Annotated in this window: 11 protein-coding genes; 6 read left to right on the top strand and 5 right to left on the bottom strand. The window is 69.1% G+C overall.

Annotation, left to right across the window (positions count from 1 at the left end; genetic code table 11):
* The first annotated feature begins 24 nt into the window (after positions 1-24).
* The gene (locus tag ACREYQ_RS21285; protein ID WP_432262154.1) at positions 25-711 is read left to right on the top strand and encodes a TetR/AcrR family transcriptional regulator; all 687 of its coding nucleotides are present in this window, start codon (positions 25-27) and stop codon (positions 709-711) included.
* Between the two features lie 166 nt (positions 712-877).
* The gene (locus ACREYQ_RS21280) at positions 878-1,552 is read left to right on the top strand and encodes a histidine phosphatase family protein (RefSeq protein WP_432262153.1); all 675 of its coding nucleotides are present in this window, start codon (positions 878-880) and stop codon (positions 1,550-1,552) included.
* A gap of 207 nt (positions 1,553-1,759) precedes the next feature.
* Here the strand turns inward: ACREYQ_RS21280 and ACREYQ_RS21275 are convergent, their stop codons facing one another.
* From ACREYQ_RS21275 to ACREYQ_RS21265, 3 genes are all read right to left on the bottom strand, one after another.
* Positions 1,760-2,935, bottom strand: coding sequence for an acetyl-CoA C-acetyltransferase (locus ACREYQ_RS21275; protein WP_432262152.1), 1,176 nt, complete (start codon positions 2,933-2,935; stop codon positions 1,760-1,762).
* 144 nt (positions 2,936-3,079) lie between these two features.
* Entirely contained in the window at positions 3,080-3,550 is a 471-nt protein-coding gene (locus ACREYQ_RS21270; RefSeq protein WP_432262151.1) for a PaaI family thioesterase, read from the bottom strand.
* Between the two features lie 4 nt (positions 3,551-3,554).
* Positions 3,555-4,526, bottom strand: coding sequence for an NAD(P)H-dependent flavin oxidoreductase (locus ACREYQ_RS21265; protein WP_432262150.1), 972 nt, complete (start codon positions 4,524-4,526; stop codon positions 3,555-3,557).
* A gap of 371 nt (positions 4,527-4,897) precedes the next feature.
* Between ACREYQ_RS21265 and ACREYQ_RS21260 the strand changes: the two genes are divergently transcribed.
* Positions 4,898-5,773, top strand: coding sequence for a crotonase/enoyl-CoA hydratase family protein (locus ACREYQ_RS21260; RefSeq protein WP_432262149.1), 876 nt, complete (start codon positions 4,898-4,900; stop codon positions 5,771-5,773).
* Between the two features lie 34 nt (positions 5,774-5,807).
* A complete protein-coding gene (locus ACREYQ_RS21255; protein WP_432262148.1) occupies positions 5,808-6,479 on the top strand; it encodes a nitroreductase in 672 nt (223 codons plus the stop codon).
* Between the two features lie 40 nt (positions 6,480-6,519).
* Here the strand turns inward: ACREYQ_RS21255 and ACREYQ_RS21250 are convergent, their stop codons facing one another.
* Complete coding sequence (locus ACREYQ_RS21250) at positions 6,520-9,279, bottom strand: LuxR C-terminal-related transcriptional regulator (protein WP_432262147.1); 2,760 nt, start codon at positions 9,277-9,279, stop codon at positions 6,520-6,522.
* A gap of 157 nt (positions 9,280-9,436) precedes the next feature.
* Positions 9,437-10,984 (bottom strand): AMP-binding protein, encoded by a 1,548-nt coding sequence (locus ACREYQ_RS21245; protein WP_432262146.1) that lies wholly within the window; start codon positions 10,982-10,984, stop codon positions 9,437-9,439.
* 256 nt (positions 10,985-11,240) lie between these two features.
* On the opposite strand from ACREYQ_RS21245, the gene ACREYQ_RS21240 reads away from it, so the two are divergent.
* Complete coding sequence (locus ACREYQ_RS21240; protein WP_432262145.1) at positions 11,241-12,386, top strand: acyl-CoA dehydrogenase family protein; 1,146 nt, start codon at positions 11,241-11,243, stop codon at positions 12,384-12,386.
* 43 nt (positions 12,387-12,429) lie between these two features.
* Complete coding sequence (locus ACREYQ_RS21235; RefSeq protein ID WP_432262144.1) at positions 12,430-13,665, top strand: acyl-CoA dehydrogenase family protein; 1,236 nt, start codon at positions 12,430-12,432, stop codon at positions 13,663-13,665.
* Positions 13,666-13,956: the final 291 nt, after the last annotated feature.

The raw sequence follows: 13,956 nt of genomic DNA, 5'->3' as shown, positions 1-13,956 counted from the left end.
CGAATTCGAATACGGAAAATGCCTATGTCTGCCACTCAATCCGGCTTCCCCGCGAACGCCTCCTTTCCCCGTATCGATACGCCCTCGATCCTGCAGCCGCCGCGCCAGCGCCGTGCGCGCGAGACCGAGCAGGCCTTGCTTGGCGCGGGACGCGAACTGCTTGCCTCGCGTGACTTTGCCGCCGTGTCGGTGGCGCAGATCGCCGCGGCATGCCAGGTGTCGGTGGGCGCCTTCTATGGCCGCTTTCGCGACAAGATGGCCTATTTCGAGGCGCTGCGCGCGCTGGTGATGGAAGAAACCTCTGCGTCGATCGACCGCTACCTGGCGCAGGAGCGCTGGGAGGACGTGCCGACGCCGGTGCTGCTGGAGAAGGCCGCGCGCTTCATGGTGCTCGGCACGCTGGCCAACCGTGGCGTGATGCGGGCATCGCTGCGGCATGCGTCCACGCGGCCCGAGGAATGGCTGCCCCATCGCCAGAGTGGCGAAGCCATCGTGGAGCGCATGGTGCAGCTGCTGGTGCCGCGCCTGGAACTGCCGGCGGACACCGCAGAGCTGCGCGTGCGCTTTGCCATGCAGGCGGTATTCAGCGTGCTGGTCAACGCCGTGCTCAATGAATCCGGTCCGCTGCACCTTGACGACGAGCGGCTGATCACGGAACTCAATCGCCTGCTGGCCGGCTATCTTGGCGTCACCTGCGCAGAGCCGGACTAAGCACACCACTGGCAAGCGCCACCGGAGGTAATGCAGCCGGGCCATGGCTGCTATGAATTGCGCAGCGCTTGCTTGGCTGGCGGGTCCGCGCTCCCTAGAATGTGCGCACGCCGTGCCCAGTGCCCGGCGCAGCCCTATCCGCCTTAACGTTCACCGGGACCGCTTCATGGCCACGCTTTTCCTCGTCCGGCACGGACAAGCCTCGTTTGGCGCCGCCAACTACGATTGCCTGTCGCCGACCGGCCGCCAGCAGGCGCGCTGGCTGGGCGAGTACTTCCGCGAGCGCGGCGTCAGCTTCAGCCGGGTAGTGGCAGGCACGCTGGTGCGCCAGCAGGACACCGCCAGCGAGATCCTGGCCGGCATGGGACAGCCGCGGGCAGAGATCACCTCGCACCCGGGCCTGAACGAATACGACGGCGAAGCGCTGTATCGTTGCCACACCGGCGGCGCCGACCACCGCGCCCATCAGAACGGCAACTACAACGACTACTGGCGCACCTTCCGCGCGGCCTACGCCGCCTGGACCCAGGATGGGCTGGCTGACATGCCGGAGAGCTGGGCGGATTTCGGCGCGCGCATCGCCGGCGCACTGGCTCAGGCCAGCGAAGGCACCACGCGCGAGGATGCCATCCTGGCAGTCAGTTCGGGCGGCGCGATCGGCCGTGCCACCGCGGACCTGCTCGGCGCGCCGGCACAGGCCGCGATCGAATTGAACCTGCAGTTCCGCAACACGGCCTTCTGCGAGATCATCGTCGGCCGCGGCGTGCAGCGCCTGCTCAGTTTCAATAACGTGCCGCATCTGGAACGCGCAGACCGCCGCAGCGCCGTGACCTTCGCCTGACCGGCATTGCGCCGGACTGCCAACGTAAGCGGGCCGCGATGTTGCGGCCCGTTTCGCTTCTGCTGCGGTCCCGGCTGCTGGCGCGGGCACTGTGACATGCCCGCGCCGCCGGTCCTTCTCCCTTTACTGCCCTTTACTGCCGCATACGCTTTGCTGCTGCAATCCTTGCGCGGCGTGCCGGCGCGGCACACCGCGACTGTCATCGCCTTACAGCCGTTCGATAATGGTCACGTTGGCCATGCCGCCGCCTTCGCACATGGTCTGCAGGCCGTAGCGCTTGCCCTGCGCATGCAGCGCGTGCACCAGCGTGGTCATCAGCTTGGCACCCGAGCCGCCCAGCGGATGGCCCAGGGCAATCGCCCCGCCATTCACGTTCAGGCGTTCGGGATCGGCACCCGTGGCCTTCAGCCATGCCAGCGGCACCGGGGCAAAGGCTTCGTTGACTTCGAACAGGTCGATGTCGCTGATGCGCAGGCCCGCCTTCTTCAGCGCAACTTCCGTGGCAGGCAGCGGCGCTTCCAGCATCACCACCGGATCATGGCCCAGCACCGTCATGGTGTGCACGCGCGCCAGCGGCTTGACGCCCAGCTTCTTCAGGCCAGCCTCGTTGACCACCATCAGACCCGCGGCACCATCGCAGATCTGGCTGGCGGAGGCGGCGGTCACGCGGCCGCCTTCGGCGATCAGCTTGACGCTGCCGATGCTTTCCAGCGTGGCGTCGTAGCGGATGCCTTCGTCGGTGGTGTGCATTTCACCGTTGGCGCCGTCGGCGGTGCGCACTTCCACCGGCACGATTTCGGCCGCGAAGCGGCCCGCCTTGGTGGCGGCGATGGCGCGCTGGTGGCTCAGCAGCGCATAGGCATCGAGCTGTTCGCGCGACAGGTCGTACTTGCGCGCGATCATTTCGGCGCCGGTGAACTGGCTGAACTGCACGCCGGGGTAGCGCGCCTCGACACCCGGGCTCTTGGGCACGCCGAAACCGTTCTTGGCCGGCAGCTGCGACGACAGGCCCATCGGCACGCGCGTCATGCTTTCCACGCCGGCGGCAATGACGATGTCCATCGCGCCCGACATCACGGCCTGTGCGGCAAAGTGCAGCGCCTGCTGCGACGAACCGCACTGGCGGTCCACCGACGTGCCCGGCACGCTTTCAGGCAGGCGCGAGGCCAGGATGGCATTGCGCGCCACGTTGCCGGCCTGCTCGCCGACCTGGCTCACGCAGCCCATGATGACGTCTTCGACCAGCGCGGGGTCGGCGCCGGTGCGCTCCACCAGCGCGTCGAGCACCTGCGCGGCCAGGTCGGCCGGATGCCAGCCCGACAGCTTGCCGCCCTTGCGGCCGCCGGCGGTACGGACCGCCGCGACGATATATGCCTCTGCCATGTGATCTCCTTGGTTCGGTGCGGGCCGCCGGGGCGGCCGTTGTGGTGTGCGGGCTGCCGGCGTAGGTGCCGGCAGCGTCAGGGACTATTGTTGCGCCGCGGGTGGACTCGGGCGTCGTCGGAAGCGACGAAGTTGCCGCAAGCCTCAGGCGCGCGGCGCCAGCACGGCGAAGATCGCAGTCGCGCGCAGCAGGCAGCGCTCGCCGCTGACCACCCGGCAGGTGCCGTAGCGCAGGCGCGAGCCCATCTTGTCCAGCTCCACGCGGGCTTCGACCCAATCGCCCGGGCGCGCGGAATCCAGGAAGTCCAGGCTCAGGTTGACGGTCACCCCGCCCCCGGAGCGGCCGGTTTCCAGCGACATCATCATGCCGACCGCGGTGTCGGCCAGCGTCGCCAGCATGCCGCCGTGCGGGATGCCCAGATTGTTCAGGTGGTTCTCGTCGATGCGCACCGCCAGTGTGCGGCGCTCGGCGTGCAGGTAGAGCTGGCCGAAGCCCGCCATGTAGCCGCTCATGCGGCGCAGCGGGACGAAGCCTTGCGGCACGTCCGCGCCGCCGGCTGCGCCCGGCTCGGCGATGGCCCGGGTCATCGCCGCCTCGATTCCGGCCTCGGCCATGGCGTCAGGCGAAGACGCGCGAGGCCACGCTGAGATGCTCGCGGCAATCAGCCACCATGCGCGCGATCAGTTCTTCGCAGCTGGGCACGTCGTCGATCAGGCCCACGCACTGGCCGGCGCTGATGATGCCGCCGTCGGTCTCGCCGGCCTTGAGCGCGGCCTTGCCGCGCACGCCGGCGACCAGGTGCTTGACGTCCTCGAACTGCGCGCCGCCCGGGCGGCGCTCAATGCTCACCACTTCGTCGGACACGGCGTTCTTGAGCACACGCGCGGTGTTGTGCAGCGTGCGGAAGATCAGGTTGGTGTCGCGCTCGCTGGCTTGCACCAGCGCCTGCTTGACGTTGTCGTGGATCGGCGCTTCGCGCGTGGCGCAGAAGCGCGTGCCCATGTTGACGCCCTCGGCGCCCAGCACCAGCGCCGCGGCCATGCCGCGCCCGTCGGCGATGCCGCCCGAGGCGATCACCGGCACCGACAGCTTGCGCACCGCCTGCGGGATCAGCACCATGCCGGGCACGTCGTCCTCGCCAGGGTGGCCGGCGCACTCGAAGCCGTCGATCGACACCGCATCCACGCCCAGGCGCTCTGCCGACAACGCATGACGCACCGCCACGCACTTGTGGATCACCTTGATGCCGGCGGCCTTGGCGCGCGCAATATGCTCCTTGGGATTGTTGCCAGCGGTTTCCAGCACCTTGACGCCGCTTTCGATGATAACGTCGAGGTAGCGCGCGTACGGCGGCGGGTTGATCGACGGCAGCAGGGTCAGGTTCACGCCGAACGGCTTGTCGGTCATCTCGCGGCAGCGGCGGATCTCGTTGGCCAGGTCCTCGGGCGTGGGCTGCGTCAGCGCGGTGAGGATGCCCAGCCCGCCGGCGTTGGAAACGGCGGAAGCCATCTCGGCGTAGCCAACCCATTGCATGCCACCCTGGATGATCGGATAGCGGATGCCAAGCAGTTCGGTGATGCGTGTCTTCATGATGGTCCTTTTGCTGTCTGCGCCGGCAGGCGCGCGCGATGCTGTGTGCCGGTCCTGCCGCCTGATCGACGTCAGTCTACGGCGAGGCGCCGGTGCCGGGCCTCGTCGGAAGCGACGATTGCAGGCGGCGCATTCCGCACTAGTGTTAGCCAGGCCCTTTTGCCTAATGCCGTTCAGTTAGCGGCTGTCGTTCCCGCGCAGGCGGGAACCCAGTGACTTCATCCCCGAAGGGGACGTGAAAGACGCTGGATTCCCGCCTGCGCGGGAATGACGGTAGGGCTCGAGACCTTAACTGAACGGCATTTGGCCCTTTTGCCCCATTTTTTCCGCTATTTCCCCCTTCTCTCCCGGTCCTTTCAGCAGGAGTCCCCATGACGCAAGCCACGCCTTCGTTCGAAACCCTGCGCTACGCCGTTGAAGACGGTGTCGCCACCATCACCCTGCACCGCCCCGACCAGCTCAATGCGTTTACCGCGCAGATGATGCATGAGCTGATCGCCGCCTTCGACGCCACCGATGCCGACGACAACGTGCGCGCGGTGATCGTCACCGGCTCGGGCCGCGCCTTCTGCGCCGGCGCCGACCTGTCCGGCGGCAGTGCCACCTTCGACTTCGAGAAGCGCTACGGCGCCAGCCCCGACACCGCGCACCGCGACGGCGGCGGGCGCGTGTCGCTGCGCATCTTCCGCAGCCTCAAGCCGGTGATCGCCGCGGTCAACGGCGCCGCGGTCGGCGTGGGCGTGACCATGCAGCTGCCCATGGATATCCGGCTGGCGTCCACCGATGCCAAGTTCGGCTTTGTCTTTGCGCGCCGGGGTATCACGCCCGAGGCGGCGTCTTCCTGGTTCCTGTCGCGCGTGGTCGGGATCTCGACCGCGCTGGAATGGTGTTATACCGGCCGCGTGTTCTCCGCCCAGGAAGCGCATGAGCGCGGCCTGGTGCGCTCGCTGCACGCCCCCGAGGACCTGCTGCCGGCCGCCCGGGCCATTGCCCGCGAGATCGCGGCCAATGCCGCGCCGGTCTCGGTGGCCATCTCGCGCCAGCTGATCTGGCGCATGGCCGGCGCCAGCCACCCGATGGAAGCGCACAAGCTGGACAGCCGCGCGATCCAGTCGCGCGGACGCTCCGCCGACGTGAAGGAAGGCGTCAACGCCTTCCTGGAGAAGCGTCCCGCCGCATTCCCGGAGACCGTGTCGCACGACATGCCGGACTTCTTCGACTGGACCAGCGAACCGCCCTTCATCTGAAGCGCGCCCGCCGACCAATCTTTCCGGAGTCCGCATGAACGTCAGCCAGGCCATCGCCAGCCGCAAATCCGTCCGCGGCTTCCTGCCGCGCGCCGTTGCGCCCGACACCATCCGGCGCGTGCTCGACGCCGCCGCGCGCGCCCCCTCCGGGGGCAACCTGCAGCCCTGGCATATCCATGTCGTCGGCGGCGAGGCGCTGGAGCGCCTGCGCGGCATCGTGCGCGAGCGTATTGCCGAGGCGCCCACCGGCGAAGCGCGCGAGTACGACATCTACCCGCGCGAACTGGTCTCGCCCTACCGCGACCGCCGCTTCCAGGTAGGCGAGGCGCTCTACCACTACCTCGGCATCCCGCGCGAGGACAAGGCGCGGCGGCTGGCGCAGTTTGCCAGCAACTTCACCTTCTTCGGCGCGCCGCTGGCGCTGTTCTGCACGGTGGACCGGCGCATGGGCCCGCCGCAATGGTCGGACCTGGGGATGTACCTGCAGACGGTGATGCTGCTGCTGCGTGAAGAAGGGCTGGACAGCTGCGCGCAGGAATGCTGGGCGATGTACCCGCAGACCATTGGCAAGTTCCTGTCGCTGCCGGCCGAGCGGATGCTGTTCACGGGCATGGCGATCGGCTACGAGGACGCCGAAGCGCCCGCCAACCAGTTGCGCGCAGCGCGCGCGCCGCTGGCGGAATTCACGGAATTCATTGGGATTTGACCCTGCGGCGCGGCATCCGCGCCACGCCGCCCGCGCCGGCTCAGAGCAGCCCGAGCTGGCGCGCGATGGCCACCGCCTGGGTGCGGTTGCTGGCGTGCAGCTTGGCGCTGATATTGCGCAGGTGCGTGCGCACCGTGGTCTCGGACACGAACAGGCGCTCGGCCATGGCCACGTTGGAGTAGCCCTCGGCCAGCAGGTGCAGCACTTTCTGCTCCTTGGGCGTCAGCGGCTCCACCAGCGCCGCCGGCGCGGGCCGGCCAGCGCCGGCGTGTGCCTCCCCGCCGCTGCCCTGGCCGCACGCCTGCAGCAGCTTTTCCACATACGGAGCAGGCAGGCTGGCCGACTGGCGCGCGCAGGCATCTGCCACCAGCCGGCGCACATCGTCGCCCTCATCCGCAAAGATGCGGACAAAGCCTTCGGCGGCGCCGAAACGCAGCGCCTCGCCCATCACGACCAGCGCGTGCGCGCCGTCGCCGGTGCGCTGGCACGCCTGCGCCAGCAGAATGCGCAGCTTGAGGGCCCGGCGCATCAACTGGTTGCCGGAGGCGGCCGCCAGTTCGCGCTCAATGGCCTCGCGCACCGGCGTGCCGGGCCGCGTATGCAAGTCCAGCCGCAGCCGGCCGAGGGTGATGTCCTCGACATCGCTGGCAAAGGAGCTGACCCCGGGACGCGTGCGCCACAGCGCCGGATCGGCGGCGCGTTCGATGGCCTCCTGCGCGGCGTGCACATTGCCCTGGCGCAGCGCCAGGCGCGCGCGCTCCAGCATCGCGGCCAGCACCAGACGCGTCAGCCCGCGGTGGTGTCCCAGCGCTTCGAGCTGTGCCAGCCATTCATGCGCCTGGTCGGCTTCGCCGCGCTCGAAGGCAATGCGGGCCAGCACCGTGTGCGCGGTGATGATCTGGTCGGGCAGGCCGAGGTCGCGCGACAGCGGCAGGTAGACGTTGAGCAGGCGGCTGGCGCGCTCGCTGTCGCCGCTCTCGTACAGGCCCTCGGCCAGCAGGATGCCGGCCATGGCGTTGCCGTTGGTGAGCCCGAAGCGGTTCGGCAGCATGGTGCTGGCGGCAATGCGAAAACGCCCCAGGGCCTGCTGCAGCCGGCCCTGGCGCAGGTCGATCAGGCCTTCGACCGACTCCGAGAAGATCTTGTTGAAGTTGCTGTCCGAACCGCGCACCGCGTGCCGCGCCACCTGCAGCAGCCGGCGCGACTCGGGGTAATCGCCGGCGACCGCTGCCAGGCGCGCCATCGACGTGGCCAGGATGGCATCGGGGAAGGCATAGCCCATCGGCAATGGCGGCAGCTCGTTGCGGGCAAAGGCACGCGCATCGTCGAAGCGGTCCATCATGTTCAGCAGCATGTGGCGCAGCGCGCGGATATGCGCCAGCAGGTCGCCGGCCGCACCCTCGGTGGGGATCGCCTGCAGGAGCGCAATGGCCTCAGCCGGCCCGCGCGTGAACGACACGGACCAGACGCGCGCGATCTGCAGCTTCGGCCAGCGTGCCAGCTCCCCGGCCGGCACGGCCTCCAGCCAGCGCGTCAGCAACCGCATGCGGCCCTGCGCGAGCAGGTCGTCCGCGGCCCCGTCGAGCAACTGTAGGGCGTGCGCGAGCGCACCGGCAGCAAGCGCGTGTTCGATGGCGGGCACCGGGCGCCCTTGCGACTCATACCAGCGCGACGCCGACAAGTGCAGCTGCGGCACGGCCTCGGGCATGGCCTGCGCCAGCTGGCCGCGCAGGAAGCCGGAAAAGAGGCTGTGATAGCGGTACCACTGCTCGGGCGCCGCGCCGGAGCCGCGCTCGCCGTAGCGCTCGCTCTCCAGCGGCAGCAGGAACAGGTTGGCGCGCTCCAGCCAGGCCAGGATCTCGTCGCTGCTGCCAGCCGCGGCGGGCTGGCACACGGCGTCGCACAGCGGGCCGCACAGCTGGTCCAGGATCGAGGTGCGCAGCAGGAAGTCGCGCACCGCCTCGGGCAGATGCAGGAAGACGTCCTCGACGAGGTAGTCGGCGATCGCCGCATTCGAGCCGGAGAACCCGGCGATAAAACCCTCCGGCTGGCTGCGCCGCTCCAGCGCCACCGAGGCCAGCCACAGCGCCGTGGCCCAGCCTTCAGTGCGCCGGTGCAGCGCGCTGACGGCCGCGGGATCCAGCTTCAGGCCGCGCGCCTGGCGCAGGAAGGAGGCGGTCTCGCCGGCGGAGAAGCGCAACTGCGCGGGTTCGATCTCGAGCAGTTCGCCGCGCGCGCGCAGGCGGCCCAGGCCGGTCTCGGGCACCCAGCGCGTGCCGATCACCATGCGGCAGCCGGGCGGCAGGCTGTCCACCAGCTGCCAGACCAGTCCGGCCACGGCATCGTTCTGGATGGTTTCGAAATCGTCGAGGAACAGCGTGAAGGCGCCGTGGTGGCTGGCCAGGCGGTCAATCAGGGCCAGCGCCTGTTCGCCGGGATCCTGTGCCAGCGTGGCGTGCGCCGGCCGCCCCGGCGCGCCGCCGCTCAGGCCCTGCGCGATGGCAGCCTCGACCGAGCCGAGAAAGCGCGAGGCGTCGTTATCCGAGCGGTCCAGCGTCAGCCAGGCGGTGCGCCCTCCCGCTGCCTCCAGGCGCGCGCGGCACTGGAGCATGGCGGTGGTCTTGCCGAAGCCGGCTGGTGCGCGCACCAGCACAAGCTTGACGAAGCCGGCCGCGCACACCGCCTCGCAGATCGCGGCGCGCTCGACCTGGAACGGGGTCAGCAACGGCGGACGCAGTTTGGCTGCCAGCGATGCGGTGGTGGACGGCACGCGCCGTCCTGTGTCCTCGATACTTGCCATTGGCTGTTGTCGTCTCCCGCGCATCGCTGCCTTGCAGAACGGCGCAATGCGCCCGCCCGTGCTGCGGATGCAGCCGGGCGGCCGTGGCTATGATGTAACGGGGGATTATGACGTAAACCGCCGCACCGCCGGAAACCGCGCACGGCGGACGGCGGGCTTACACCAGCTTGCTGGCATGGCTGGCCCAGTAGCGGTCGCGCAGCAGCCGCTTGAGCAGCTTGCCGGTGGGCAAGCGCGGCAGCTCGGCCTCGAAGTCGACCGAGCGCGGGCACTTGATGGCGGACAGGTTGGCGCGGCAGAACGCGATCAGCTCGGCCGCCAGATCGGGCCCGGCCAGGCCCATGTCGGCCAGCTGCACCACCGCCTTGACCTCTTCGCCGAAGTCCTCGTTGGGCACGCCGATGACGGCCACGTCCATCACCTTGGGGTGCGTCATCAGCAGGTTCTCGGCCTCCTGCGGGTAGATGTTCACGCCGCCGGAGATGATCATGTTGGCCTTGCGGTCGGTCAGGAACAGGTAGCCGTCTGCGTCCACGTAGCCGATATCGCCGATGGTGCTCCAGTCCGGGTGCTGCGGGTGGCGCGACTCAGCGGTCTTGGCGTCGTCGTTGTGGTACGAGAACACGCGGCCTTCGGCAAAGTAGATCGTGCCCGCTTCGCCCGGCGGCATCAGCGCGCCGTCCGGGCCGCAGATGCGCAGCTTGCCGATCATGGCCCGCCCCACCGTGCCCTTGCGCTCCAGCCACTCCGGCGTGCTGACCACGGTCACGCCGTTGCCCTCGGTGCCGGCGTAGTACTCCCAGATCACGGGGCCCCACCACGCGATCATGGCCTCCTTGACCTGCACCGGGCACGGCGCGGCGGCGTGGATCGCCACCCGCAGCGACGATACGTCATAGGCCATGCGCCGCGCCTCGGGCAGCTTGAGCATGCGCGAGAACATGGTCGGCACCAGCTGCGTGTGCGTGATGCGGTGCTGCTGCACCTGCCGCAGGTAATCCTCGGCGTCGAAGTGCTCCATCACCACCGCGGTGCCGCCCAGCGCCTGCACGGTCATGCAGTAGCGCAGCGGCGCGGCGTGGTACAGCGGCGCGGGCGACAGGTAGCGGGTCTCGGTACCCATGCCATAGAGCCGCTGGCACAGGCTGGTCAGCGAGGTCGGCGCCTCGATGTCCGTGCTGGCGGGCGGCGCGTACACGCCCTTGGGCCGTCCCGTCGTGCCGGACGAGTACAGCATGTCGCCGCCGGTCTCTTCGTCGTCGATGCGCGTGACGGGGCAGCGCGCCAGCTCGGTCTCGTACGCGTCATAGCCCGGCACCGTGCCGTCCAGCATCAGCCGCCGGCGCAGCGCGGGAGTCTGCCCGGCCAGCGCCGCGGCGACCTCCGCCTGCGCGTGGGTGGTGATCAGCATGGTCGCGCCGCTGTCGTTGACGATGTAAGCCGCGTCGGCCACGTTCAGGCGCGTGCTGAGGCAGATGTAGACAATGCCGCTGCGCTGCGCGCCCCAGCACAGCTCGAACAGGCGCGGATGGTTCTCCACCATGAACGCCACGCGGTCGCCGGGCCGCAGTCCCTGGCTGCGGAACAGGTGCGCGACCTGATTCGAGCGCTCGTCAAGTTCGCGGTAGGTGACGACCTCGCCGCTGCTGCCCATGATGACAGCCGGTTTGTCGGGCGTGCGCTGCGCGTGGATGTGGGGATGCATGGCGTGGAACTCCTCGACGGGTGTCGGTGTGTTGGCGGATGCTGAACCCGCATTCTCGGAACCCCGGGCGGTTCGACAATCGTCGGAAGCGACGAAGCGGCACCGCCGTCGTCTGCTGCAGTGCCACAAAAACGCGCGGTGCGCGGGGGCAGGCGCAGCTTCGTCCGATGCGACGATGCGCCAACTGCCCGGCTGGCCGGATGATGCCCGCCAGACTACCGCAATCACGCCGCATCCCCATTCCGAAGGAGCCAAGGTGGATTTCCAGTTCAGCGAAGAACAGTCGATGCTGCGCGACACGCTCGCGCGTTACCTGGCCGATCATTATGACTTTGAAGCGCGCCGCGCTGCCGTGCAGTCCGCCGCGGGCTGGCGCCCCGACTGCTGGCGCGCGTTTGCCCGCGAGCTCGGCCTGCTCGGCGCAGCCTTCCCCGAAGCCCTGGGCGGCCTGGGTGGCGGCGCAGCCGAGCACATGATCGTGATGGAGCAGTTGGGCCGCCATCTGGTGCTGGAGCCCTACCTGGGCACCGTGGTGCTGGGCGGCGGCGCGCTGAGGCACGGCAGCCCCGAGCTGGCCGCGCAGTGGGTGCCGGCCATCATCGGCGGCGAGGCCACCGCCGCCTGGGCCCATGCCGAACCCGCCAGCCGCTACTGCCGGCACGACGTGCAGGCCAGCGCCACGCGCCAGGGCGACGGCTACAAGCTGAGCGGCCACAAGCAGGCCGTGGCCGGTGCGCCGTTCGCCACCCATCTGGTGGTCAGCGCGCGCACGTCCGGCGCGCGCCGCGACCGCGACGGCATCAGCCTGTTCTGGATTGCGCGTGACACGCCGGGCGTGACCCTGCGCGAGTACCCCACCTTTGACGGCCAGCGCGCCGCCGAAGTGCTGCTTGACAACGTGCAGGTGCCGGCCAGCCAGCGCATCGGCGCGGAGGGCGAAGCCTTTGCCCTGATCGAACAGCTGTGCGACGACGCCATGGTCGCGCTCTGCGCCGAAGCCAACGGCGCCATGGCCCGGATGCTGGCCGACACCATCGACTACGCACGCCAGCGCAAGCAATTCGGGGTGCCGATCGGCACTTTCCAGGTGCTGCAGCACCGCATGGCCGACATGTATATCCAGCTGGAGCAGTCCGTGGCGCTGACCCAGATGGCGGCGATGCAGGCCACCAGCGCCGCGCCGGTGCGGGCGCAGGCGGCGTGCGCGGCCAAGATCCAGGCCGGCCAGGCCGGTGCCTTCGTCGGCCAGGCGGCCGTGCAGATCCACGGCGGCATGGGCGTGACCGAAGAGCTAGCGGTAGGCCACTACTTCAAGCGCGTCACCGCGATCGACCTGCAGATGGGATCGGCCGAGCACCACCTGCGCCGCTACGCCGACCTGCTCTACCCCGCCGCGGCCTGAAACCGCCCACAGAACACAGACGATTACCCAGCGAGGCCCGTCGATGAATCTCGATTTCTCCCCGCAAGACCAGCAGTTCCGCGAAGAAGTGCGCGCCTGGATCGACCAGGCTTTTGACCCCGAACTGCGCGCGATGATGGCGCAGTCCAAGAACGGCTACCTCGACAAGGCCGGCCAGGTGCGCTGGCAGAAGGCGCTGCACGCGCGCGGCTGGGCCGCGCCGAACTGGGCCAAGGAATACGGCGGCCCGGGCTGGACCCCGACCCAGCGCTTTATCTTCCAGTCGGAACTGGGCGCCGCAGGCTGCCCGCCGGTGTCGCCGATGGGCCTGAAGATGGTAGCGCCGGTGATCATGAAGTACGGCACGCCCGAGCAGAAGCAACGCTTCCTGCCGCCGATCCTGAGTTCCGACGAATGGTGGTGCCAGGGCTATTCCGAGCCCAACTCGGGCTCCGACCTGGCCTCGCTGCAGATGCGCGCGGACCACGGCACCGACAGCGACGGCGAGCACTACATCCTGAATGGCTCCAAGATCTGGACCACGCATGCGCAGTGGGCCGACTGGATGTTCTGCCTGGTGCGCACCAGCCGCGAATCAAAGCGCCAGGAAGGGATCTCGTTCCTGCTGCTGGACATGCGCACGCCGGGCATCACGGTGTCGGCGCTGCCGACCCTGGACGGCCCCGTGCCCGGCCAGCAGGAGGTCAACCAGGTCTTCTTCGAGAACGTGCGCGTGCCGGTGGCGAACCGCATCGGCGAGGAAGGCCAGGGCTGGACCTACGCCAAGTACCTGCTGGAGTTCGAGCGCGGCGGCGTCTACAGCCCGATGCTGCGCAAGCAGTTGTCGAAGATCGCGGACATCGCCGCTGAACAATCGGCCGATGACGGCGGCCGCCTGCTGGACGATCCCCTGTTCCGCCACAAGCTGGCCGCGCTGCATCTGCGCACCGCGGCGCTCGAGGCAGTGGAGTTGCGGGTGTTCTCGAGCGTGGAATCGGGCACCTCGGTCGGTGCGGCGTCTAGCATGCTCAAGCTCACCGGCACCGAGGCGCTGCAGGCCGCCAGCGAGCTTGCCGTGGAAACCGCGGGGCCGGCGGCGTTGCCGTTCGTGCAGGATACCTGGGCGGAACTGCAGGGACGCGAGGCCGCGCCACGCATCGGGCCGGACTATGCGGCCGTGCTGGCGCCTCGCTACTTCAACTATCGCAAGGCGTCGATCTACGCGGGGTCCAACGAGATCCAGCGCAATATTATTGCCAAGCTTGTGTTGGGACTTTAGGCAGTTCGGGGAGCGCCTTCGTACGCGCCCCCGGTTTGCCGGACTGGCAATATTTCAAGTGCAGCCGCCATGTGCGGCTGTCTTCATTCCGCACGACGTACCGCATCGGCCTCGGCGCTGGACTCCCTCCACAGAAACCCTAGTCGGGACCGCGGCAATTTGCCGGTAAGATTCGGCACCGGGTCCGCGCCATGGCGCGGACCTGTTGTTTGTCCGGGCAACCGGGCAGACGAGGCCCGGCTGCAACACAATTGCCGCCCGGCCGAAACACGATGGCAGCCGCCCCGGCCG

This window comes from Cupriavidus sp. TMH.W2 (genome assembly GCF_050847365.1).
Lineage (GTDB): Bacteria > Pseudomonadota > Gammaproteobacteria > Burkholderiales > Burkholderiaceae > Cupriavidus.
Note: the sequence above shows the minus strand (reverse complement) of the source record. Positions and strands in the feature narration are given on the sequence as shown.